Annotated in this window: 23 protein-coding genes; 17 read left to right on the top strand and 6 right to left on the bottom strand. The window is 67.7% G+C overall.

All coding sequences use genetic code 11. From position 1 onward, the window contains the following. Positions 1–7 precede the first annotated feature (7 nt). Positions 8–1,549: a pyridoxal phosphate-dependent decarboxylase family protein gene (locus LuPra_RS01315; protein WP_110174465.1), complete on the bottom strand. Its 1,542-nt coding sequence runs from the start codon at positions 1,547–1,549 to the stop codon at positions 8–10. An 80-nt stretch (positions 1,550–1,629) separates the two neighbouring features. Here LuPra_RS01315 and LuPra_RS01320 point away from each other — a divergent pair, with 80 nt between their 5' ends. The 6 genes from LuPra_RS01320 (at position 1,630) to LuPra_RS01340 (ending at position 5,464) form a co-directional block, all read left to right on the top strand. Further along, positions 1,630–3,273, top strand: a complete 1,644-nt coding sequence (locus LuPra_RS01320; RefSeq protein WP_157898607.1) for a M28 family metallopeptidase — start codon at positions 1,630–1,632, stop codon at positions 3,271–3,273. Then, positions 3,270–3,635 (top strand): putative quinol monooxygenase, encoded by a 366-nt coding sequence (locus LuPra_RS01325; RefSeq protein ID WP_234800669.1) that lies wholly within the window; start codon positions 3,270–3,272, stop codon positions 3,633–3,635. The genes LuPra_RS01320 and LuPra_RS01325 overlap by 4 nt, the downstream gene beginning before the upstream one ends. Before the next feature lie 274 nt (positions 3,636–3,909). After that, on the top strand, positions 3,910–4,347 hold the full coding sequence (locus LuPra_RS01330; RefSeq protein ID WP_157898608.1) for a hypothetical protein: 438 nt from the start codon (positions 3,910–3,912) through the stop codon (positions 4,345–4,347). 15 nt (positions 4,348–4,362) lie between these two features. Continuing rightward, on the top strand, positions 4,363–4,512 hold the full coding sequence (locus tag LuPra_RS31490) for a hypothetical protein (RefSeq protein ID WP_157898609.1): 150 nt from the start codon (positions 4,363–4,365) through the stop codon (positions 4,510–4,512). Positions 4,513–4,515: 3 nt separating this feature from the next. Beyond that, positions 4,516–4,998: an NrsF family protein gene (locus tag LuPra_RS01335; RefSeq protein ID WP_110169094.1), complete on the top strand. Its 483-nt coding sequence runs from the start codon at positions 4,516–4,518 to the stop codon at positions 4,996–4,998. Next, the gene (locus LuPra_RS01340; protein WP_110169095.1) at positions 4,988–5,464 is read left to right on the top strand and encodes a QcrA and Rieske domain-containing protein; all 477 of its coding nucleotides are present in this window, start codon (positions 4,988–4,990) and stop codon (positions 5,462–5,464) included. The genes LuPra_RS01335 and LuPra_RS01340 overlap by 11 nt, the downstream gene beginning before the upstream one ends. A 274-nt stretch (positions 5,465–5,738) precedes the next feature. Here the strand turns inward: LuPra_RS01340 and LuPra_RS01345 are convergent, their stop codons facing one another. Beyond that, the gene (locus tag LuPra_RS01345; RefSeq protein WP_110174467.1) at positions 5,739–6,005 is read right to left on the bottom strand and encodes a hypothetical protein; all 267 of its coding nucleotides are present in this window, start codon (positions 6,003–6,005) and stop codon (positions 5,739–5,741) included. Between the two features lie 418 nt (positions 6,006–6,423). On the opposite strand from LuPra_RS01345, the gene LuPra_RS01350 reads away from it, so the two are divergent. Both LuPra_RS01350 and LuPra_RS01355 read left to right on the top strand, forming a co-directional pair. Then, positions 6,424–6,930, top strand: a complete 507-nt coding sequence (locus LuPra_RS01350) for a DUF4352 domain-containing protein (protein ID WP_110169096.1) — start codon at positions 6,424–6,426, stop codon at positions 6,928–6,930. Between the two features lie 89 nt (positions 6,931–7,019). Then, complete coding sequence (locus LuPra_RS01355) at positions 7,020–7,481, top strand: YybH family protein (protein ID WP_110169097.1); 462 nt, start codon at positions 7,020–7,022, stop codon at positions 7,479–7,481. 220 nt (positions 7,482–7,701) lie between these two features. On the opposite strand, the gene LuPra_RS01360 is transcribed toward LuPra_RS01355, so the two are convergent. Beyond that, the gene (locus LuPra_RS01360; RefSeq protein ID WP_157898611.1) at positions 7,702–8,199 is read right to left on the bottom strand and encodes a QcrA and Rieske domain-containing protein; all 498 of its coding nucleotides are present in this window, start codon (positions 8,197–8,199) and stop codon (positions 7,702–7,704) included. Positions 8,200–8,442: 243 nt separating this feature from the next. Between LuPra_RS01360 and LuPra_RS01365 the strand changes: the two genes are divergently transcribed. The 6 genes from LuPra_RS01365 to LuPra_RS01390 all read left to right on the top strand — a co-directional run bounded on the left by LuPra_RS01365 (position 8,443) and on the right by LuPra_RS01390 (position 15,808). Next, positions 8,443–9,081 carry a DUF305 domain-containing protein gene (locus LuPra_RS01365; protein ID WP_110169099.1) on the top strand — a complete coding sequence of 213 codons (639 nt, stop codon included), beginning with the start codon at positions 8,443–8,445 and terminating at the stop codon, positions 9,079–9,081. Continuing rightward, positions 9,078–10,940, top strand: coding sequence for an LVIVD repeat-containing protein (locus tag LuPra_RS01370; RefSeq protein ID WP_110169100.1), 1,863 nt, complete (start codon positions 9,078–9,080; stop codon positions 10,938–10,940). Before LuPra_RS01365 ends, LuPra_RS01370 begins: the two co-directional genes overlap by 4 nt. A 100-nt stretch (positions 10,941–11,040) precedes the next feature. Next, on the top strand, positions 11,041–11,829 hold the full coding sequence (locus tag LuPra_RS01375; RefSeq protein ID WP_234800670.1) for an SAM-dependent methyltransferase: 789 nt from the start codon (positions 11,041–11,043) through the stop codon (positions 11,827–11,829). A 51-nt stretch (positions 11,830–11,880) separates the two neighbouring features. Next, positions 11,881–12,777, top strand: a complete 897-nt coding sequence (locus tag LuPra_RS01380; protein WP_110169101.1) for an oxygenase MpaB family protein — start codon at positions 11,881–11,883, stop codon at positions 12,775–12,777. Between the two features lie 190 nt (positions 12,778–12,967). After that, positions 12,968–14,518, top strand: coding sequence for a glycoside hydrolase family 32 protein (locus LuPra_RS01385; RefSeq protein ID WP_110169102.1), 1,551 nt, complete (start codon positions 12,968–12,970; stop codon positions 14,516–14,518). 210 nt (positions 14,519–14,728) lie between these two features. Beyond that, the gene (locus tag LuPra_RS01390) at positions 14,729–15,808 is read left to right on the top strand and encodes a 3-deoxy-7-phosphoheptulonate synthase (RefSeq protein WP_110169103.1); all 1,080 of its coding nucleotides are present in this window, start codon (positions 14,729–14,731) and stop codon (positions 15,806–15,808) included. Between the two features lie 78 nt (positions 15,809–15,886). On the opposite strand, the gene LuPra_RS01395 is transcribed toward LuPra_RS01390, so the two are convergent. Beyond that, complete coding sequence (locus LuPra_RS01395) at positions 15,887–16,432, bottom strand: Pvc16 family protein (RefSeq protein WP_157898612.1); 546 nt, start codon at positions 16,430–16,432, stop codon at positions 15,887–15,889. Between the two features lie 287 nt (positions 16,433–16,719). On the opposite strand from LuPra_RS01395, the gene LuPra_RS01400 reads away from it, so the two are divergent. Beyond that, positions 16,720–18,018 (top strand): DUF3500 domain-containing protein, encoded by a 1,299-nt coding sequence (locus tag LuPra_RS01400; RefSeq protein WP_110169105.1) that lies wholly within the window; start codon positions 16,720–16,722, stop codon positions 18,016–18,018. Between the two features lie 147 nt (positions 18,019–18,165). Continuing rightward, complete coding sequence (locus LuPra_RS01405) at positions 18,166–19,902, top strand: dynamin family protein (protein ID WP_110169106.1); 1,737 nt, start codon at positions 18,166–18,168, stop codon at positions 19,900–19,902. Between the two features lie 105 nt (positions 19,903–20,007). On the opposite strand, the gene LuPra_RS01410 is transcribed toward LuPra_RS01405, so the two are convergent. Continuing rightward, positions 20,008–20,811: a LytR/AlgR family response regulator transcription factor gene (locus tag LuPra_RS01410; protein ID WP_162271272.1), complete on the bottom strand. Its 804-nt coding sequence runs from the start codon at positions 20,809–20,811 to the stop codon at positions 20,008–20,010. Beyond that, the gene (locus LuPra_RS01415) at positions 20,808–21,122 is read right to left on the bottom strand and encodes an ATP-binding protein (protein ID WP_157898613.1); all 315 of its coding nucleotides are present in this window, start codon (positions 21,120–21,122) and stop codon (positions 20,808–20,810) included. The genes LuPra_RS01410 and LuPra_RS01415 overlap by 4 nt, the downstream gene beginning before the upstream one ends. A 387-nt stretch (positions 21,123–21,509) precedes the next feature. Between LuPra_RS01415 and LuPra_RS01425 the strand changes: the two genes are divergently transcribed. Beyond that, positions 21,510–23,099 (top strand): FAD-dependent oxidoreductase, encoded by a 1,590-nt coding sequence (locus LuPra_RS01425; RefSeq protein WP_110169110.1) that lies wholly within the window; start codon positions 21,510–21,512, stop codon positions 23,097–23,099. Positions 23,100–23,195: the final 96 nt, after the last annotated feature.

Consider the following 23,195-nt stretch of genomic DNA (forward strand, 5'->3'; position numbering starts at 1 on the left):
GTCGACCTCAGGCGCCCGCCCCTCCGGCGCGCCGCTTCGCGTGCAACTCACGGCCGATGCCGACGACGATCCCGGGCAGCGCGTCGACGTCGGCCTCACCGGTGTTGATGTTGACGATGCAGGCGCGCAGCAGGTAGCGGCCGCGAACGACTGCGTTGGAGACGAATGCTTCGCCGGACCGCTGCACACAATCGAGCAGGTCCTCGTTCAGCGCGTCGAGATACGCGTCGGTGTCCGCGGTGCCGATGGTGTCGCGCACGTCCGGCGGCACGTACCGGAACGTGGCGATGCTGAGACCGAGCGTGCCGGCGTCGAGCTCTGGATGCGCCTCGGCCGTCGCGTACAGGCGGGCGGCGAGGGCGCAATCGTCGCCGATCATGCGGCGGTAACCGTCGGCCCCGGCGTGCTGCAACGCGAGCCAGACCTTCAGGGCGCGGAAGCCGCGGGAGTTCTGCGGCCCGAGGTCCACGTAGTTGATCCCGTCACCGTCGGAGAAGTGGTAGTACGCCGGGTGATACGAGAACGCCGCCCGGAGCACGTCGGGATCGCGCGCGAGCAGGCATCCGGCCTCGAGCGGCGCGTACAGCCACTTGTGCGGATCGATGGCGACCGAGTCGGCCAGATGGAGCGCCTGCAGGTCACGCGGTGCGTCTGGCAGAGCGGCCGCGAGTGCGCCGTAGGCGCCGTCGACGTGGAACCACGTGCCCATCTCGCGGCAGATGTCGGCGATCGCGAACAGCGGATCGACCGCACCCGTGCTCACCGATCCGGCCGTGCCAATCACGATCATCGGCACATCGCCGGCAGCGACGTCAGCGGCCATCGTCTCGCGCAGCATCGCCGTGTCGAGTCGCAGGGTGTCGTCGGTGGCGATCCAGCGGATGGCGTCGGTGCCGAGGCCAGACAGGTCAGCTGCCTTCTGCACCCACGTGTGCGTTTCCGCCGAGGCGTACACGCGCAGCCTGCGGGCATCGGCGGCGGCCACGCCGGCACTGCGAATGCGCCACGCCTCACCCGCCGCAGCGCGTGCCGCGTAGAACCCGACGATGTTGGCCATGTTGCCGCCGCTCACGAACAGGCCACCACAGCCAGGGCGGTACCCGAGCAACTCGGCGATCCATCGCACCGCCTGACCCTCGACTTCACTGGCCATCGGCGCCAGGCGCCATGCGCCGGCGTTGGCATTGATGGCGGCGGCCAGCAAGTCGCCGAGCATCCCGATCGGCGCCGGAGACGACGTGATGTAGCCGAAGAAGCGGGGATGTCCGTTGACGAGCGAATGATCGAACAGCAGGCGCGCCGCCTTCTCGAGGAGTGGCCCTGCCGCCACGCCAGCCGCGGGCAGGGAGCGGGACGCGTCGAGGGCGTCACGCACCTGTGTCGGCGTTTCGGCGCGTGTCACCGGTTGGCTGGGCAGCGCCTCGAGCCATTGCGCGACCATGTCGATCAGCGTGTGTCCGATCGCACGGAACTCTGCCGGCGCCATGGTGAGCGCGGCGTGGCGAGGCGAAGCCGCCGAACCTTCGGAGGAGAGTGGCACCTGTGTCATGAGCGGCACCCGGCAGGGGATGGAGGTCGTCGGAATGGTACATGGCTGCCACCCCTGGCCCCTGTGCTACCGTCCCGCCCATGTGCTATTCGCTGCCCGGGTCGCGTGCGACCTCGACCGTCGCGCTGGCCTCCCTGGCCCTGCTGATTGCTGGCCTCGCGCGGCCGCAAACGCCGGCGCCGTCGGCCGCGTGGAGTGCCACCAGCCCGGCCGCGACCCGCTGGTTCTCACACGTCGAGATGCTGGCCAAAGACGAAATGCGCGGGCGCGAGACGGGCAGTCCGGAGCACCGGCAGGCGGCCGACTACATCGCCGCACAGTTCAAGGCGGCCGGCCTCGCCGCCGGGACGCGGGCGGGATACCTGCAGCCCGTGTCGTTCACCTCGCGTCGTCTGCTGGAGAAGGAGTCGTCGCTGGCCCTGGTCACGAAGGGCGCCGCTGTTCCCGTCACGCTCGGCGAGCAGGCAATCTTCGGGATGCGCATCGATCCGGCGGCCACCGTCGAGGCGCCGCTGGTCTTTGCCGGCTACGGCCTGCAGGTGCCGGAGACGGGGATGGACGACTTCGCGGGCCTCGACGTGAAGGGCAAGGTAGTGGTGTACCTGGTCGGGAGCCCGGCCGGAGTGCCCGGCGCGCTGAGCGCGCATTACCAGTCCGCGTGGGTCCGCGCGGAGACGCTGCGCCGGCTCGGCGCAATCGGCCTGATCAGCATCCCGAATCCGCAGGCGACCGACGTGCCCTGGGAGCGTTCCTCGGCCAATCGGCTGGCGCCTGCGATGGCCCTGGCCGACGCGTCGCTCGGCGACTCGGCGGGACAGCAACTGTCGGTCACCTTCAATCCTGCGCATGCCGATCTGTTGTTTGCCGCATCCGGCCACACGTTCGCGGAACTCCTGGCACTTGCCGGAAACCGGCAGCCGTTGCCGCATTTCGCGCTGCCTACGTCGGTCCGCGCGCATGTCGCCGTCGAGAAGCGCGCCGTCGAGTCGCAGAACGTCGTCGGCCTCCTGCGCGGCAGCGATCCCACGCTGGCCAACGAGTACGTCGTCCTGTCCGCGCATCTCGATCACCTCGGCGTGGGGGCGGCGGTCAACGGCGACGCCATCTACAACGGCGCCATGGACAACGCGTCTGGCATCGCCACATTGATCGAAGCCGCGTCCGCGATCGTCGCGGCAAAGCCGAAGCGATCGGTGCTGTTCGTGGCGGTCACCGGCGAGGAGAAGGGACTGCTCGGATCCCGGTACTTCGCCCGCAACCCGACGGTGCCGCGCGGGTCGATCGTGGCCGATATCAACATGGACATGTTCCTGCCGCTCTATCCGTTGCGCCAGTTGATGGTGCTGGGGCTCGATGAATCAGACCTCGGCGATGACGTGCGCGCGGTGGCGGCCGCGGTGGGCATCGGTGTGCAGGTCGACCCGCAGCCGCTGCGTAACCGCTTCACGCGCAGCGACCAGTACAGCTTCATCCGCGAGGGCGTGCCGGCGCTGGCGATGAAGGTGGGCGCGGAGCCGGATTCGCCGGAAGCGGCGATCGAGGCCGCGTGGACGAAGGACCGCTACCATGCGCCGTCGGACGACTTGCAGCAGCCGATCGACCGCGCCGCGGCGGTCGGGTTCACCGAGGTGGTCGGGCGGCTCGCGGTGCAGGTGGCCAACCGCCCGACGCGACCCGCCTGGAAACCCGCCTCGTTCTTCCGGCGTTTCGCGGGCACGCGATGAATCGCCGCGTGTTCGTGCAGGGGCTTGGGGCCATGGTCACGGCCGGCACCGTCCGGCAGGAGTCGAGGATGTACGGACTGATCGGGAAGATGACGGCGACCCCGGGGTCGCGCGACGCGCTGACGGCACTCCTCCTGGAGGGCACGGCGGCGATGCCCGGCTGCCTCAGCTACGTCGTGTCACACGATACGACGGAGCCGGATGCCATCTGGATCACCGAGGTGTGGGACAACGAGGCGAGCCACAAGGGTTCGCTGTCGCTGCCGGCCGTGCAGGCGGTCATCGCCAAGGCGCGGCCGCTGATCGCGGGCTTCAGCAATCGCGTCGTGACCAGCCCGGTTGGGGGAGTGGGGCTTCGGTAACGCCTAACGCTTCCCGCCATGCCTGATGCCTGATGCCTGATTCGTGATGCCTCATGCCTGATGCGTGACGACCAACTCTTCGCGTCTCGCGTCTCAACCCTCGGGCCTCACGTCCGAGACCTGAGACCTGAGACCCGGACCTGGGACCTGAGACCTGAGCCCTGATCCCTCTCACCGAGCCCTCATCCGACGCAGGTAGAGTGAGACGGGTCGCGTGCTGCTGCCAGCGCCGCATGCACCGGCGACTGACGTCGCCATAGCGAAAGGGTTCGTCATGCGCCTTCCGGCCCGTGTTGCCGCTTGCCTGCTCCTGCTTGGGGCCGCGGCTCCGGCCGCTTCCGCCCAGGTGAGTGGCCGTGCTGACGCTGAACCGGCGATTCCATTGCTGGCCGAGGCCTTCACGCCGCACTCGATCGCCGAGCAGCCGGTGCCCGCCGCGACCACGCCTGCGCCGGGCCTCGCCTTCGAATACAGCGAGGGCTATCGCACCCGCGCCAGGATTCACCGCGTGGCGAGCTTCGCGACCCTGCCGCTGTTCGTGACCGAGGCATTCATCGGTCAGTCGCTCTACAACGAACCCACGGACGGCAAGCGTGACGCGCACCTCGTCGTCGCGGGCGGGATCGGCGCCCTCTTTGCCGTCAACACCTTCACCGGCGCGTGGAACCTGCTCGAGGCCCGCAAGGATCCGCACTTCGGGAAAAGGAAGTAGGCGCACGCGCTGTTGATGTTCGGCGGCGACATCGGCATGGTCACGACGGCGGCGCTCGGGCCAGGCGAGGGCGACTCGGACGGCAAGGCCGCGCATCGCGCCGCGGCGATCACCACGGCTGCCATGGCCACGACCGGCTACCTGATCATGTTGTTCGGGAACTGACCCATGGTGCCGATCCGCGAACTTGCCGAGACCTGGGCGTCTCTCTACTCGAACTCCGTCGCGATCCGCAGTGCCGTGTCGTTCGCCCATTTCGGCGGCATGATCACCGGCGGCGGCACCGCGATCGCGGCTGACCTGAACATGCTGTCCGCGATACGCCACGCGCACGTGCCGCCGCAGGACGAAGTCGGCCGCTTTCGTAACACGCACCTGGTGGTGATCACCAGTCTCGTCGTGGTCGTCGTCAGCGGCGTCCTCCTGCTGCTCAAGGACCTCGATGCGATGCTCGAATCGCCTCCGTTCTGGATCAAGATGGGTCTCTTCGTGGCACTGCTGCTCAACGGCGTGCTGGTCGTGCGTGCCGAAAAGCAGGCGTCTGCGGGAACTCCCGGTGCCAGGCGCCTGCTGCGGTTCGCCTCCCTGGCCAGCCTGATCCTGTGGCTCGCGGTCACGCTGGCGGGAACGGTGGTGCCCAATGCCATGTGATCGCGTGACGCGCCGGGGATTCCTGGCCGGCAGCGCGTGCGGCATGTTCAGCCTGGCCACACTCCGCCTGCCGGCCGAACTCTCGGCGTTGCCCGTGCTCGAGGTCGAGGCGCAGGTCTCTGGCAACGAGCGGCGGTACCCGCTGCCCACTGCCGATGGCGCCACTGTCGACCGCGCTTCGCAGGTCATCCTCGTGCGTTACGCCGGTCACGTCTATGCGATGTCGTTGGTGTGCCCGCACGAGAATGCGGCGGTGCGCTGGCTCGCCCAGGACGGGCGGTTCCAGTGCTCGAAGCACACCTCACGCTACACCCCCGACGGGACCTTCACGTCCGGCCGCGCCACACGGAACATGGATCGCTTCCCGTTACACAGGGACGGCGCACAGATCGTGGTCACGATCGATCGCGTGTACCAGTCGGACAAGGATCCCGATGGCTGGAACGCCGCAACAGTTAATGCCTGATGCCTAACGCCTGATGCCTAACGCTTGACGCCTACAGCCTGCGGCCTGCGGCCACATCCCGCGTCGAGAGGTAGGGCCCGCTCTCCGAGCGCGGCCCATCGCGAGGTAAGGCTCGCGCCTCACCTCTCACGTCAGACCTGAGATTGAGACCTGAGACCTGAGCCTTGGGCCGACCCGGAGGGGCCGCTCCTCCGACACGGAGGGGTAGAGCGCGATCAGGTCGATCAGGGTCTCGAGGTGTGCCGCTCGTACGCGCGCTCGTCGCGCCCCGACGCTAGGCGCCACCGCCCATCACCGTGGCAAACTCGGGAAAGTACCGTTCGATCACCGGCAACTCGAAGCGCGGCAGGATGGATTCCTTCGGCTCGCGCGCAAGGAGGAAGGCGAACGCCGCTTCGAGGAGTTCCTCCGGCGTCGATCCCGGCGCGTACCGGTCCACGTCGCTCGGCATCACCGTGACCAGGTGCGTGCTGCTGCCGTCCTCGTCGGTCACCACGACGCGGAAGGTGGTCCCGGTCTCGGCTGAGACGTCGATTCTCATGCGCCTGCTATACCACGCCGCCAGGCCACGCGGCGACCATACCGTCATGTCTGATGCCTGATGCCTCATGCCGGCTCAGAACGCTTGACGGCTAGGAGCCCTGACCTCCTGAGTTCCTGTGTTCCTGTTGTCCTGAGGTCCTGTCGTGTCCTGCTCACGAAAATCTCATTGCATGGTGAGGCGCCCGTGAAGACATCGGCGCGCGTACCGTCGATGCTCGTTCCGTCACGGTCGGCAGCCACGTGGCGTGGTCCTGCCGATGCCGTGCGGAGGTTGCTCCAATGTCTCGCACCGCCGCAGACGAGGTCGACACGCCTGCCAATTTCGACTGCAGCCAGGACCAGCGCGGCCATCATCGACGCGCCCGCACCGACTCATGCCGCATCGATCTCGAAGCCGGCCATGTCGGGGGCGCGCGATGAACCCGCAACGGCGGCTCGCCTGCGCCGCAGGTTTCTCGTTCATGGTCGCGGGGCTGACCGGTTGTAGCCAGGACCCGCTCCTGGCCGTCGGTGAGCCCATCCGTCACGACGACTTCCTGTACACCGTGCTCGCAGCGCGGCGTGTCGATGCCATAGGTAGCCGGGCCGCCCGAGGGCAATTCCTCGTGGTCCACTTCGGGGTAACGAACCGCGCCATGCGCGTGTCACACACGTGGACCAACCACATCGCTTACCTGGTCGACGCCAACGGCCATCGTCTCGAGAACGACGACACGTTGCAGCAACAACTCGACGGCCTGCATCCGTTCGGGTGGGCAGCCGAGTACGTCACCGCGGCTGGTGCGAAGCGGTCCACGATGCTCGTCTTCGAACTGCCGGCCGACGTCGCCCGGCCGCTCGATCTGATGGTGCGAGGCGAACTGCTGATGGGCGATGTGTTCGACGGAGCCCGCTTCCGGCGGTCGCGCGTGCGCCTGCCTTGACGCGCGGCGGCCAGCGCTGTGGTATATCCGGCTCGTCCGCCGCCCGCGCCAGCCATTGCTGGTCGCCTGTGGCCGCCCGAGGTCCTGCCATGTACCGGATCGCCCACGCCATCGTCGTCCTGGTCGTCGTGTCGTTCGCCCTGGCCGCACCTGGTCCAGCCATCGCGCAGGATCGCTCCGCCGATGTCGCTGCCGTGCGTGCCGTGGTGGTCAGTTACGTGGACGCGCGGGAACGGCGTGACGCCACCGCCCTGGCAGCCCTCTTCACGGACGACGCCGATCAGTTGGTGTCCACCGGCGAATGGAGACGCGGCCGTGATGCAGTGGTGAGCGGCGGGCTCGCTTCGTCGGCGCGCACCAGTGGCGTCCGCACCATCGAGATCGAGACCGTCCGCTTCGTCTCGCCCGACGTGGCCGTGGCTGACGGCCGCTACGAGATCGCCGCCGCGGCCGGCACGCCGCCCCGGCACATGTGGACGACGTTCGTGATGGCGAGGCGAGCAGGGACGTGGCGCATCAGCGCCATCCGCAACATGCGGCCGGCGGAATGACGCGGGCTCAGGTTTCAGGTCTCAGGTCTCAGGTCTCAGGTCTCAGGCATGTCTGAGACTTGAGCCATCGGACGAACACTGAACGCCGAACGCTAACCCACGCCGTGACCCTCAATCACCGATACCCGGCACCCGGTACCCGGTACCCGGATCCCGGCGAGGTCTCACGTCTCAGGTCTCAAGTCTCAGGCCTGAGACCTGATTCCTGAGACCTGTGGCCCTAAACGCTGAACGTCACCGTGTTGCCGGCGAACGTGGTGGGGTACGACGTCAACGGGCGCGTGGCCGGGCCGCGGGCAACCGAACCGGACGTGGTGTAGAGCGACCCGTGGAACGTGCACGCGAACTGGCTGCCGGTGAAGTTGCTGACCTGATTCGCCTCGTGCGTGCACACGGCGGTCAGGGCCGTGAAGGTGTCCTGGCCTGTGCGCGCGAGCAGGTAGTTGCCGAGCGACGTCCGGACAACCGCGGCCCCGCCGACCGTGGTCAGCGGCGACCCGTCGATGGGCACCGAGACGACTCGCCCCGACACGTTACCGGTCGCGCTGGCGAGCGGGCTGCCGGTGCTGCCCGACCCGCCGGGACTGGTGGAGTCGCTCCCGCCGCCGCCACACCCGGACGAGAGCGAAGCGAGCGCGACGGCTGCGGCCGACAGGCACCCCTGGGTGCAGAAGGAACGACGGGAGGGATCGACGAGGGGCGGGACGGTCTCGGACAAACTGACACTCCTGGGGAGAGAGAGAGCGGTAATCGGCATGCAGCGGCTGCAAGAACCGTGCGGAAGTCGATGCGACGGTTTGTCGCCACATGAGGACGGTGGAGGCGCACTCGATTACGCATTTCGAAAGCGTTGCGGGCGGCGCGTAAACGGCGTCGCACAGCGCGTCGTCTGTCCGACGTGCGGCCGCCCCTGTCGTTCGGCAGGGTGTGATCGGCCCCGGATCCATGTCACCATCGACTCGTGCGTTCCGCTCCCGCCTGCATTGCCGCACTCGCGCTGCTGGCGACGGCTGCCGCGAGTCACGCTGCCGCCCAGTCCCCACGCATCGTCCAGCCGGGCGCGCCCGGCGAGCCGAGCCGCGAGATCACCGCTGCCGAGGCGACCGACACGTCCGGCGTGCGGCACCGTGCCGCTGACGTGCACTTCATGCAGGGGATGATTGGCCATCACGCCCAGGCGGTCGAGATGGTGGCCCTCGTGGCGACACGGACCGCGAACGAGGACCTCCGACGGCTCGCGCTGCGTATCGAGGTCTCCCAGAAGGACGAGATGCAGATGATGCGCGACTGGCTCACGCGTCGCGGCGAGCCACTGCCGGACCCGCACGCGCACCACATGGCGCACTGGCAGATGCCGGGCATGCTCACGAGCGAGCAGATGGCGCAGCTTGCGGCCGCCAGGGGAGCGGAATTCGACCGGCTCTTCCTCGCGGGCATGATCCAGCACCACGAGGGCGCCCTGACGATGGTGAAGGAACTGTTTGCGACACCCGGCGGTGGCCAGGAGCCGGACTTGTTCGACTTTGCCTCGGATGTCGAGGCTGATCAGGCGATGGAAATCGCGCGCATGGGCGCGATGCTGAAGGAGTTCGGTAAATGACGTGTCTCGCTCGTGCACTGGCCGCTTCGGCCTTCGTTGCGGTCTTCGCCGTGCCAGCCGGCGCGCAGACGGCCACCTCCTCCACACCAGATCCTCGCGTGGGTCTCAAGGCCGGCGTGCGTGACGCGGGAGTCGCCGCAAGCGGGATGGAGCTGCTGGCCAACGTGCCCAAGCCTGAGGGCTTCTTCGACCCGAAGTTCCCGGCCGGCGAGCCGAACCCGCCGATGTCCGAGGAAACGGACAAGAAGGAGGGTGCAGCCAGCACCGTCAAGGCGCCCGCCGCGAGCAAGTCGGCCGCCGAGGCGTCCAAGCCGGCGCGCCCGGCCTGGGGCGGGCTGAATTTCGCCAACTCGGACCTCGCGTTCAGCGGCAATTACCTCTTCGTCGGCAACTTCAGCGGCTTCAACATCTACGACATCAGCACCCCGGAGAAACCGGCGCTGCTGACGTCGGTCGTGTGCCCGGGTGGGCAGGGTGACGTGTCGGTCCACGGCAACCTGCTGTTCATGTCGGTCGAGCAGACGCGCGGACGCCTCGATTGCGGCGTCGGCGGCGTCGAGGATCCCGTCAGCAAGGCCCGCTTCCGTGGCGTGCGTATCTTCGACATCTCCGACGTGAAGACGCCGAAGCAGGTCGCGGCCGTGCAGACGTGCCGTGGCTCGCACACGCACACCCTGGTCACCGATCCGAAGGATTCCGCCAACGTGTACGTGTACGGATCGGGCACGTCGGGCGCGCGCTCGGCCGAGGAACTCGAGGGTTGCTCCGGCAAGGACCCGAAGGAGGATCCCCAGACGGCGCTCTTCAGCATCGACGTGATCAAGGTTCCCGTCGCTCGCCCGCAGGACGCGCAGATCGTGGCGCGGCCGCGCATCTTCGCCGACGAGAAGTCGGGCAACATCGCCGGGCTCTGGCCCGGTGGCGACCATGGTCCGGGCACGCAGAAGACGGCGACGACCAACCAGTGCCACGACATCACGGTGTACCCGGAGGTCGGGCTCGCGGCTGGTGCGTGCTCGGGCAATGGCATCCTGCTCGACATCAGCGAGCCGGCCAATCCGAACCGGCTCGATTACGTGTCGGACAAGAACTTCGCCTACTGGCACTCGGCCACGTTCAACAACGACGGCACGAAGGTCGTGTTCACCGACGAGTGGGGCGGCGGCATGCGTCCGCGGTGCCTTGCCACCGATCAGGCCAACTGGGGCGCCAATGCGATCTTCGACATCGTCGATCGCAAGCTGGTGTTCAAGAGCTACCACAAGCTGCCGGCGCCGCAGACGGCGACCGAGAACTGCGTTGCCCACAACGGCTCGCTCGTGCCAGTGCCTGGCCGCGACCTGATGGTGCAGGCCTGGTACCAGGGCGGCGTGTCGGTGATGGATTTCACCGATTCGTCACACCCGAAGGAGATCGCCTTCTTCGACCGCGGGCCACTCGACGCGGAGAAACTGATCACGGGCGGATACTGGTCCTCGTACTGGTACAACGGCCGCATCTACGGCTCCGAGATGTCGCGCGGCGTCGACGTCTTCGGGCTGACGGCCGGCGACCAACTCACGCAGAACGAGATCGATGCGGCCTCGACGGTGCAGGCAAAATCCTTCAACGTGCAGCATCAGGACAAGGTGACGTTCGCCGCCTCCCGCGTCGTGGCGATGGCATACGTGGACCAGTTGGTGCGTTCGGGCGCAGTGCAGGCCGATCGCGTCGAGATGCTCAAGGGCGCCGTGAAGACCGGCGACGCCGCGCAGCTCACGCTGATTTCGGGCCGGCTCGGCGAACGCGCGGCCACGCTGACCGGACCGGATGCCGATCACATGAAGGCGCTGTCGAAGCTGCTGGCGGAAATCAGGTAGAAGGGGGCTACGGCCTACAGCCTGCAGGCTGCCAACTCGTGGGCTGTAGGCACTGGCCCCGTAGGCTGTAGGCCGCAGGCCGTAGGCTGTGGTGGGCTGTATGTTCTCCCCTGGTTCGAAGTCCCGCCTCACGGAGAAGGACCTCGGCCGGTTCGCCGGCGACACGTTGCGCGACCGGATCGGCCGCGCCGTGTGTCGTGCCGGTGTCCTGCCGCGCAAGGAGTTCTTCGAGGCGTGGGAAGTGGCGCGGCGGGCCCGTCGCCTGTTCCGCGGCGGCCGCGTGATGGACCTGGCAGCCGGGCACGGTCTGCTCGCCAACGTCATGCTCCTGCTCGACGACACGTCGCCGTGCGCCGTCGCCGTCGACACCGTGCTTCCACCCTCGGCCGCACGCCTCCACGACGTGCTCGCCGACGCCTGGCCGCGTCTCCGCGATCGCGTGGCGCTCGTCAGCGCCCCGCTCGACGACGTGGCGTTGCACGAGAGCGACGTGGTGGTGTCGAGCCACGCATGCGGCGCCCTCACCGACCGCATTCTCACGCACGCCGCCACCGCGGGCGCCCGCGTCGTTGTCTTGCCCTGCTGTCACGACGCGGCCACGTGCGACCCGGGCGCGCTCGGCGGCTGGATGGACGCGGCGCTTGCGATCGACGTCCGCCGTGCGGCGCGCCTCGAGCGCGCGGGCTACCGCGTGTGGACCCAGACGATCCCCGCCGCCATCACCGCCAAGAACCGGCTGCTCCTCGGCCAACTGGATCATGCGGTCTCAAGGGTCAGGTCTCAGGACAGCCTCGAGTCTCAGGACACAGACTCAGGACTCAGGTCTCAGGACTCAGGTCTCAGGACTCAGGACTCAGGCAAGATCACCGACGTGAGCCGTGAGACTTGAGACTTGAGACTTGAGACACGAGACATGAGCTGTGAGCCCTGAGGCCGTGCGATGACCATCGCCGAGCGCATCAACGCGGAGCGTGTCGTCCTCGCCGGCTGGAGCCGCGCGATCCTGTTGCAGCTCGCCCATCCGCTGGTCGCGCAGGGCGTGGCCGATCACAGCAGCTTCAGCAGGAAGCAGGGGAGCGAGACGAACGCTGAACGCCGACTTGTCCGCCGTAGCCTCGGCGAAGGCGGAACGCCGAACGCCGAGCGGGCCGCGGCGACAATGACGGCGGCGCGTGGAGGCACGCTGTTCTCGGCGGCGGCGCGCCTGCATCACACCGTCCAGGCCATGCGGCATCTCACGTTCGGGGATGCCGCACAATCGCGAGCGGCGCTCGATGGCATCCTGGCGATCCATCGCCGGGTCAACGGCACGTTGGCCGACGCGGTCGGCCCCTACCCGGCCGGCACTCCCTACTCCGCCGAAGACCCGTCGCTCGTCCTCTGGGTCCACGCAACACTCCTCGATTCCCTTCCCCGCGTGTACGAGGCCATCGTCGGGCCCATCAGCGACGACGAGCGGGATGCCTGGTGCCGCGAGTCGGCCCCGGTGGCGCGCGCGCTTGGTGGTGGTGACCTTGTGCCGGAGACCTGGGCGGGAGCGCAGGCCTACATCTCCGCGATGCTGGCGAGTGGCCGGATCGTGGTGAGCGACACCGCCCGCGACCTTGCGGCAGACGTGCTCGCCCCGCGTTTTTCGGTGCTGATCGCCCCATGGCGCGCCATGAACCGCGTTGTCACCATGGGGCTTCTGCCACCCGAGCTGCGTGCGCAGTACGGCTTCCCATGGAGCGCGAAAGACGATGCGACGCTGGCCCGCACCCTGCGCGGACTGCGGACGGTGCGGCGGCTGACGCCTGACGTCATTGCCCTGTGGCCCGATGCCAGGCGGGCACGTTAACGCCTAACGCCTAACGCTTAACGCTTGCCTCACGGCCTGCCGGGTGCGGTCTCAGGTCTCGAGCCTGTTCCTGAAACCTGCGACGCGGCCGTGCACCGTTTGACCGTAAGCCGTAAGCCCTGAGCCCGGTACCCGATACCCGGTACCCGGTACCCGGTACCCGATCGGGTGCTAGGCTGTCCCTCCACCGATGCCGACGCTGCGCCCGCTCCTGTTCGTGATCCTCGCAGCGCTGCTGCCGGCGACCGTCTGGACCACCGACGAGCGCGAAAGCGCCGCGGCCCAGGCGAGCCGTATCGAGCCGTATCGTGAACCGTTGCGCCCGCGCATCCACTTCACGCCGCTGCGCAACTTCATGAACGACCCGAACGGCCTCGTCTTCTACAAGGGCGAGTACCACCTGTTCTACCAGTACAACCCGCAGGGCACCACGTGGGGCCACATGTCCTGGGGCCACGCCGTGAGCCGCGACCTGCTGCACTGGGAGCACCTGCCGCTCGCGCTGGCCGAGGAAGGCGGCGTGATGATCTTCTCGGGCAGCGCCGTGGTCGATCACGCCAACACCAGCGGGTTGTGCCGTGTGCAGGGCAACGATCGATCCTGTCTCGTCGCCATCTACACCGGCCACGGACTGGGCAAGCAGACCCAGAACCTCGCGGTCAGCCAGGACCGCGGGCGCACCTGGATGAAGTTTGCCGGCAATCCCGTGCTCGACCTCGGGCTGAAGGACTTCCGCGACCCGAAGGTCTTCTGGCACGCCGCCACCAGGCGCTGGGTGATGGTCACGGTCCTCGCAGACCAGCGCAAGGTGCGCTTCTTCGGTTCGACGAACCTCACCGCATGGGCGCCGCTCAGCGACTTCGGGCCGGCCGGGGCCACTGGCGGGGTGTGGGAATGTCCCGACCTGATCGAGGTGCCGGTCGAGAACGAGCCGGCGCGCACGCGCTGGATCCTCGACGTGGACCTCAATCCGGGTGGCCCGCAAGGCGGATCCGGAGGCCAGTACTTCGTCGGCACGTTCGACGGTACCCGGTTCGTCAGTGACGATGGCGTCGACAGGGTGCGGTGGGTCGACCACGGCAAGGATTTCTACGCGACGATCTCGTTCTCGGACCTGCCGGCCGGCCGCGGTCCGATCTGGATGGGATGGATCAGCAATTGGCAGTACGCGAACGAGGAGCCGACGGAGACCTGGCGCGGCGCCCAGTCGCTGCCGCGCAAGCTCTCGCTCCGCCGCACTGCCGAGGGCTGGCGGCTGGTGCAGCAACCGACGGGTGGCCTCAGCGGATTGATGGAACCCGAGTCGGCGAGGCACCAGATGCTCAAGGACGCGCTGCCGCTGCCACCGAGCGCCGACATCACATTCGTGGTCACCGCGGCCGACCAGGCCGAGACCGGGCTGCGCCTGTCGAACCAGACCGGGGAGGAGGTGCTGATCGCCGTCAGCGCCGATCGTCGCGAGCTGTCGGTGGATCGGCAGCGGTCGCGCAACGGCCCCGTGCCCAACGGCTATGCGGAACGCCACGTCGGGCCGCTCCGGCCGTTCGCGCAGGTACCGGTGCGCGTGATCTTCGATGGATCGGTGATCGAGGTCTTCGCCAACGAGGGCGAGACCGTCATGACCGAGCGTGTCTACCCGACGCAGCCGTTCACGCGGATCGAGTGGATTGGGGGACGTCGGCCTGCCAGCGGGTCGACGCGGCTGATGGCGCTCAGGTCGGCGTGGCCGCCCTCACGCTAACTCGGCAAGATCTCAGGATCTCAGGAACTCAGGGAGACTCAGGACCGGGATTGGAGGGTAGGGCCGGCTCTCCGAGCCCGGCCCGGTAGCGCCAGACTCCTCCGTAGCCCGTAGGCTGCAGGCTGAAGGTGGCCGTCAGGCCAGCATGCGCCTGTATGACCCGCCCGGCGCTGCCGATTTGCCAGGCCGTGCAGTACTCTGGCGGGTGAAATGTACCGCCGGACCGACGACCTCCGCATCACCCAGACCCGCCCGCTGCTGCCGCCCGCGATCCTGATCGAGGAACTGCCCGCGACCGAGCGCGCCAACAACGTGGTGGCGAACTCGCGCGTGGCCATCGCCGACGTGGTGATGGGTAGCGATCCACGGTTCGTCGTCATCGTCGGGCCCTGCTCCATCCACGACACCCGCGCCGCCGTCGAGTACGCGGAACGCCTCGTCCCAGTGGCGGAACGGTACAAGGACCAGCTGATCACCGTGATGCGCTGCTATTTCGAGAAGCCGCGCACGTCGGTGGGCTGGAAGGGGCTCGTGAACGACCCCGACCTGGACGAGAGCTACCACATCAACAAGGGCCTGCGCCTCGCCCGCCAACTGCTGCTCGACGTGGCCGAACTCGGGCTGCCGGTGGCATGCGAATTCCTCGACACGCAGCTGCCGCAGCACATCGCCGATCTGACCTCGTGGGTCGCCATCGGCGCCCGCACCACCGAGAGCCAGGTGCATCGCGAACTCGCCTCCGGGCTGTCGATGCCGGTCGGCTTCAAGAACGGCACCGATGGCACGACGCAGACCGCCGTGGACGCGGTGCTCTCCGCGCGGTCGCCGCACCTGTTCCCGTCGGTGACCAAGCAAGGCGTGTCGGCGATCTTCGAGACCACCGGCAACGACACGTGCCACGTGATCCTGCGCGGCGGATCGCGCACCGGGCCGAACTACGACGCCGCGTCGGTCAGGGACGTGTGCGAGCGCCTGCGCGCCAATGGCCTGCCCGAACGCGTGATGATCGACTGCTCGCACGGCAACAGCCAGAAGGACCATCGCCGGCAGATCGACGTGGCGGCGGCGGTCGCCGCACAGGTGGCCGAAGGCTCATGGCCGATCATCGGGACCATGCTCGAGAGCCACCTGGTCGAGGGGCGCCAGAGCTATGTCGCCGGCCGGCCGGCGGTGTACGGGCAAAGCATCACGGACGCATGCCTGTCGTTCGAGCAGACCGAGCCGCTGCTCGAGGTGTTCGCCAAGGCGCAGCAGTCGCGCGGCGCGCGGGCCGGCGTCGTCGCCGGCTGACGACCACGGCGCTCCTGCGCTCCTGTGCTCCTGAGATCCTATCTCCCGTCCTCCCTCTTCCGTCCTCGATCCTTGTAGTCAGCCAAGCGAAACGCCAGTCACCTGCACAGCCGCACTCAGCCGGTAGGGGGTGTGGAATGCCAGCCACCACGCGACGATCTGCTCGCGCGTGAGCGGTGCCTGCGTGACGCGGACCTGGTCCAGCGTGCCGCTCGCGCCGCTGTGCGGAAAGACATCGGCCAGCACAATCGCAGGCAGGACCGGCTGCTCGTGCAGCGTTCGCAAGGCGGCACCAAGCACATGTTGCGCGCCGACGTCGTCGTCTTCCTGTCCGTAGGCGGTGAGCAGGTACAGCAGGTCGAGCGCCTGCGTTGCCCCGCTGCCCACACCGCCTCCCCGTGAGCCCAGCCCGACCGCATTGCGCATCGACGTGTTGTCGACGACGGTCGCGAGCGCCAGATTCAACTGACACCGGTGATGCACGCCCCGTGCACGATCGACGGGCATCGTCGTCACCAGCACGTCCGCGAGGTGCCTGTTCTCGCCACCGCGGGCCCTGTAGGACGTCTCCAGCAGGGTCTTCAGCGTGAGGGTCACGCCAGCAATCGCAGCCGTCTGGCTCATGACGGCATTCTGCGCGAATCGACGCGCCTCATGCACGACGTCTCAAGTCTCAGGTCTCAAGCCTGAGGTATAAGGCATGAGGCATCAGGCATTGCGGTGCCCGGCACCCGGCACGTGGGAATGCCGAGAATGCCGCGATGCCGGGAATGTCGACTGCCGGAACCGCGGCGGTGGTCGTTCGGTGACTCCCGATTCCTCGACACCCGATTCCCGATCCGCTATCCACGGAACCCGGCACCCGGCACCCGGTACCCGGACTATAGTGGACCCTTCCAAAGAGAGGCTGCATGTCCCGGCAGGTATCGAAGTCCGCGTGGGTCTCGTCGGTCGCGCTCGTGCTGGCTGCGGGGACGGTCGGAGTGCTGATCGGCGCGCAGGCGCCTGCGCCCGCACCGCAGGCCAAGGGCAAGGACGGACGCATCGCCGAATGGACGACGCGGTCGCGTGATCTCGAAGCGAAAGGCCTTGCCGACCCGTTCAAGGGAGTGACTGCCGACGGCAAAGTCGTGCCGGGACTGTTCGGCGTGAAGTCGACCGGCGTCTCCACGGCGCCGGTCCAGAAGGCGGCCGCGGCCTTCCTCGCGGCGCTCGCACCGGAACAGCGCAAGCGCACCGCGTTCGACGTCGATGATCCGGAGTGGCGCAGCTGGATGAACCAGCATTTCTACCGGCGGGCCGGCGTCAGCTTCGCCGAGATGGCGCCAGCCCAGCGTGAGGCCGCCTTCGGCCTGTTGCGCGCGTCGCTGAGCGCCCGCGGGCTGACGCTGAGCCGCGACATCATGAAGCTCAATCACACCCTGGGCGAACTGAACGACGACGACTTCGAGGCGTATGGCGAGTGGCTCTATCACGTCACCGTGATGGGGACTCCGTCGGCCACCGAGCCGTGGGGCTGGCAGGTCGACGGCCATCACCTGGTCATCAACTACTTCGTGCTCGGCGACCAGGTCGTGATGACGCCCAGTTTCTTCGGCTCCGAGCCAGTGATTGCCACGAAGGGGAAGTACGCCGGGACGACGATCCTGCAGGAAGAGCAGGCCGACGGGCTGGCCTTCATCAATGGCCTGGACGCCGATCAGCGGGCGCGCGCCATCGTCCGTGGCGACAAGCGTGGCAACGACAACGTTGGTGAGGCCTGGATGGACAACGTCGTCGTCCCGTACGAAGGTCTGCCCGTGTCGAAGCTGAACGCCGCGCAGAGCAAACAGTTGATCGCCCTGGTCGAGCGCTACGTCGGCAACATGGATGAGGGTCACGCGAAGGTGAAGATGGACGAGGTTCGCGCCCACATGAAGGAGACGTACGTCTCGTGGAAGGGCGGCACCTCGGCCGACAGCGTCTTCTACTACCGCATCCACAGCCCGGTCGTGCTGATCGAGTTCGACCACCAGACCCCTGCGGGGCTCAGGCGCCAGTACCCGGCGGGCGTGCCGTTCCGCGAGCACGTGCACGTCGTGATCCGTACGCCGAATGGCAACGACTACGGTAAGGATCTGCTGCGCCAGCACTACGCCACGCACAAGCACGACGCAGCGGGGCGGCACACGGTGCCGGGTGTGTCGGTTGCATCACTTGCGGCGCGGTAACCGACGATGGCCATTGCGGACGGCAGGCCGGGCTCGGCCACCTTCGCGCTCCGCGCTCCGGCGCCCAAGGAGAGCCGGCCCTACCGTCGAGACCGCCAACGTGGCCATTGATCGACGCACGCTTACCGGCCGTGCGATGCTGCCTGCATGGTGAGTGCGCTCCTGCGGCCCGAAGACCAGCAACTGGTGAACGACGAGCGGCGCGCGCTCGAGGCGCTGCGTGACGTACTGGTGCGGCTCGACGCGGCCCCGGACAACCTCGACGCGCTGAGGCAGTCCATCCATCAACTCGACGAGCTGTTCCTGGTCGTCATCGTCGGCGAATTCAACGCCGGCAAGAGCGCCTTCATCAACGCCCTGCTCGGAGCACCGGTGCTCGAGGAAGGCGTCACGCCGACCACCGCGCAGGTCCACCTGCTGCAACACGGCGATACCACGACGCGCGTCGAGCGGTCCGATCACCTGCACGTCATCACCGCGCCGGTGGAGTTCCTTCGCGAGATCGCGATCGTCGACACGCCGGGCACCAACGCGGTGATCCGCGAGCACGAGGCCATCACCGCGGACTTCGTGCCGCGCTCCGACCTCGTCCTCTTCGTGACGTCGGCCGATCGCCCTTTCACCGAGAGTGAACGACAGTTCCTGGCGGTGATCCGTGACTGGGGCAAGAAAGTCGTCATCGTGATCAACAAGGTGGATCTGCTGGAGACCGCGGCGGATCTGCAGAAGGTGCTCGATTTCGTCGCGGAGCACGCCCAGGTGGCACTCGGCAGTGCGCCCGACACGTTTCCGGTCAGCGCCAAGCTGGCGATGCGCGCCAAGCGTGGCCAGCCGGACCTGTGGGCCGCGAGCCGGTTCGAAGCCCTCGAGCGCTACATCCACGATCGTCTCGATCAGCGCGAGCGGCTGCGGCTCAAGCTGGCCAACCCGATCGGCATCGGCACCGCCCTCGCATCGCGTTACCTCGAGGTGACCAATGGCCGCCTCGGGCTCCTGCAGGACGACCTGCGGCTCCTGGACGACGTGGAGAAGCAGCATGCGGTGTACCGCACCGACATGGACCGGCAGTTCGAGCTCCGGATGGGCGAGATCGACAACGTGCTGTTGCAGATGGAGCAGCGCGGTCACGTCTACTTCGACGACATGCTGCGCATCGGCCGGGTGATGGACCTGCTGAACAAGGCGCGTGTGCAGGAGGGGTTCGTGCGCGACGTGGTCGCCGACGCACCGGTGCAGATCGAGCGGAAGGTGTCCGAGTTGATCGACTGGATGGTGAGCGCCGACCTGCGGCAGTGGCAGCAGGTCCATGGCCATCTCGCGGATCGACGACTCCAGTACCGCGATCGCATCGTCGGCGATCCAGAACTGGCGACGTTCCACCTCGAGCGCGGACGCCTGCTCGATTCGGTCGGCCGGGAGGCCCAGCGCGTCGTCGAGAGCTTCGACCGGCAGCGCGAGGCCGCGACGCTGGCCGAGGGCGCGCGCAACGCCGTGGCAGCGTCTGCGGCCGTGGGCGCCGGCGCCGTCGGGCTCGGCACCCTCGTGACGATCGCAGCATCCACCGCCGCGGCCGACGTGACCGGCATCCTGCTCGCCGGCGTGATCGCGACCGTCGGTCTCTTTATCGTGCCGGCCCGTCGTCGCAAGGCGAAGGAGGATCTGCGTCAGAAGGTCGCCGACCTGCGGGAGACGCTGTCGGGGGCGCTGCGGACGCAGTTCCAGCAGGAGGCGCACCGAAGCACAGAGCGCCTGAACGAGGGCGTTGCGCCCTACAGCCGCTTCGTTCGTGCCGAGCAGCAGGCGCTGACATCGGTGCGCGACGCGCTCGGCGACGTCCAGGCGACGATGACGTCGCTCAGGGCGCGCATTGACGCAGTCACGTGAACGCGCGCTCACGTCTCACGTCTCAGGTCTCAAGTCTCACGTCTCAGGTTTTGCCTGAGACCTAAGACCTAAGTCCTGAGACATGAGACCTGCGTCCGCTCGTGCTTACGGCCGTGGCGGGTTCGCGCGGGGTAGAAGCGACGACTCGACGGCAGCCCTTCGCGATCGGCTGACGGGCACCTCGGTGCCATCCGCGAGCACGAGCATCAGGCCGCCCGCGTCACGCACGGCGACCACCTTCTGGACATTGACGATGGCGCCGCGATGCACTCGCAGGAAGTCACGAGGATTCAGCCGTGCCTCGAGCGTGGCCAGTGGCGTTCGCACCAGGTGCCTGCCGCGTTGCGAGTGGATGCGAACGTAGTAGTCCTCGGCTTCGATCCAGTACACGTCGGAGATCGGGACCACAATCTGGCGATCGTTCTGCTTGAACGACAGCTGCTCCACATAGGCGCGTGCCTTCAGGACCGGCTCCGTCTCATCGTCGAGCCGGAGCTCGGACGACAGCGTGGCGAGTTGCTGCGCGAGTGCGCCGAGCCGCCGCTCCCGGACGCGCCGCTTCGGCCGCTGAAGGGCATCGGCGAAGCGCTGGTCGGAGAAGGGCTTGAGGACGTAGTCGCTGGCGCTCACTTCGAAGGCATCCGGCGTGTAGCGGTTGAACGCCGTCACGAACACCACGACCGGGCCGTCTTCACCGAGTTCCCGCGCCAGGTCCAGCCCGGTGACCTCGGGCATCTCGATGTCGAGAAACACGATGTCGGGACGCGTGGAGCGGATCAGTTCCTGCGCCGCCATCGCGTCGGCACATTCGAGCACGACATCCATCTCTCCGTCCTCGCGAAGGATGGCCGCCACCATGCCCCGCGAGAGTGGCTCGTCGTCCACGACCAGCGCGCGAAATCGGCTCATGCGGTGGCCCGCGCCTGCCATTCCGGACGCAGGGGAATGTGAATGGTGACGACAGTGCCCGATTGGTCGCCACGCCGGATCTCGAGCGCCGCCGACTGTCCGTAGAGGTGCAGGAGCCGATCGCGCACATTACGCAACCCGGTGCCTGCCTGGCGGTCCACGTCGAAGTCCGTCGGGATGCCCGCGCCGTTGTCGGCGATCGAAATCGTCAATGCGTCCGGTTGCCGGGCGGCATTCACCTCGAGGCGGCCTTTCTGCGCGTTTCTGGCCAGGCCATGCCTGAACGCATTCTCGACGACGGGCAGCAGCATGAGCGTCGGCATCATTTCCTGCCCCGACGATCCGGACCGGCGTTCCCCCGGCAACGCTTACTTCGACGCCGTGTTCGCCCGCGCCCGCGTGTGGCTCACAACCCCGATGTCGTCATCTGCCAGGCCAGCATCCGACCGAACGAATGCCCGTGATCGGGCATCGAGAGGTACGTCTGCGCCGCGATTGACACGGCCAGCACGGTCGCGATGGCACTACGTTCGGTGACCTTCGCGCGGACACGCCACCCGGAGCCAGGGGCGCGTAGCCCTTTCGAGTGGTCGATCGGATCGGCTCGAGGCTCTCGCCTCGCGACTGGCGGCATGAGCGCTGGCGCGCCTATAGTTGGGACGGAAAGGAGACTTCCCGATTCTGAGAGGCGGTCACGCATGCTGATCGACGTGCTCATCATCGGTGCCGGCCCGACAGGACTCATGCTGGCCAATCAACTGGCGCGCCGCGGCATCCGTCCGATCATCATCGACCGTCACAGTGGTCCCGCGCAGCAGTCGAGGGCGATGGCGGTGCACGCGAGGACGCTCGAGATCTACGCGAAACTCGGCATCGCCGCCCGAGCGGTGGAACTGGGCGAGCAGGGCAATGGCGCGAACATGTGGGTCGGCGGAAGGCTGAAGGCTCGCATCCCGCTCGAGGAGATGGGCAAGAACCTCAGTCCGTTCCCGTACGTGCTGATGCTCGGCCAGGATGAGAACGAACGCATCATGGGAGAACGCCTTCGGGACTGGGGCGTCGACGTCGAATGGAATACGGAGCTGGTCGCACTCGAGCAACACGCCGCCCACGTGACGGCGACCATCACGCAACCTGAGGGCAGTCATCGAACCATCGACGCGGCCTGGGTGGCTGGATGTGACGGCAGCCGCAGTGCCGTGCGTGAGATGAACGGCATCGGCTTCCCGGGCGCCGCATACGAACACTCGTTCTTCGTCGCGGACACGGAGGCGACGGGACCGATGGTGCCCAACGAACTGAATGTCTACTTGTGGGGCAAGGGGTTTCATCTGTACTTCCCGATGCGCGGCCAGAACCGCTGGCGAGTGATCGGGCTCCTGCCGGAAGGGCTGCGGTCGAAGCCCGATGTGACATTCGAGGAACTGATCCCGTCGCTGCAGCAGGAGAGCGCACAGGGACTCTCGTTCACGTCGTGCCTGTGGTTCTCGACGTATCGCATCCACCACCGGCGTACTGAGCGTTTCCGTGATCGGCGTTGTTTCCTGCTCGGCGACGCGGCGCACGTCCACAGCCCGATGGGCGGGCAGGGCATGAATACCGGGCTGCAGGATGCCTACAACCTGGCCTGGAAGCTGGCGCTCGTCACGTCAGGCCGCGCCGCTGACCCACTGCTCGACACGTATGAGGTCGAGCGCCTGCCCTTTGCCGACAAACTGCTTTCGACCACGGATCGTGCGTTCAGGTTCGTCGTGTCCGACAGCTGGCTTGGCGGCGTGTTGCGCACCCGCATTCTCCCGAACGTCGCCGCCATCGCCATGAAGCCGGCCTTCATGCGGAGAGCCGCGTTCCTGACGCTCTCGCAGATCGGCATCGAGTACCGTGCGAGCCCACTCTCGCGCACGCTCGCTGGCGGGGCGAAGGACGCACCCAGGGCCGGCGAACGCTTTCCGTGGCTGCAGCTCGCGTTCGCGGACGGCAGCGGGAGCGAGGATCTGTTCCAGCGACTCGACGACACGAGATTCAATCTGCTCGTCATCGGCCAGCCCGCGCCGTCGACCGAACGCCTCGGCCTGGGCGACCTGCTGGCTACCCACGTCGTGCCGTTCGAAGGCGAGAACATCCGCGCCCTGGCAGCCGTGGCGATCACTACGCCGGCGCATTACCTGCTGCGTCCGGACGGGCACATCGGCCTGGCCGGCAAGGGTGTCGAAGAGGGCGAGATCAGGCGCTGGTTCTCGTCGTGCCGGGTGCATCTCGGCGACGGGGAGCAGCGGAATCGTGACTGAACGTGACGCTCGGCCGTTCGCGGCTGGCGCGCCGCAGAGCTCTGCAGGCCGCGTATCGTGACGTTCGTCCGCCAGCCGCGAATCGACTGTGTCCGA

It is taken from the genome of Luteitalea pratensis, from assembly GCF_001618865.1.
GTDB lineage: Bacteria > Acidobacteriota > Vicinamibacteria > Vicinamibacterales > Vicinamibacteraceae > Luteitalea > Luteitalea pratensis.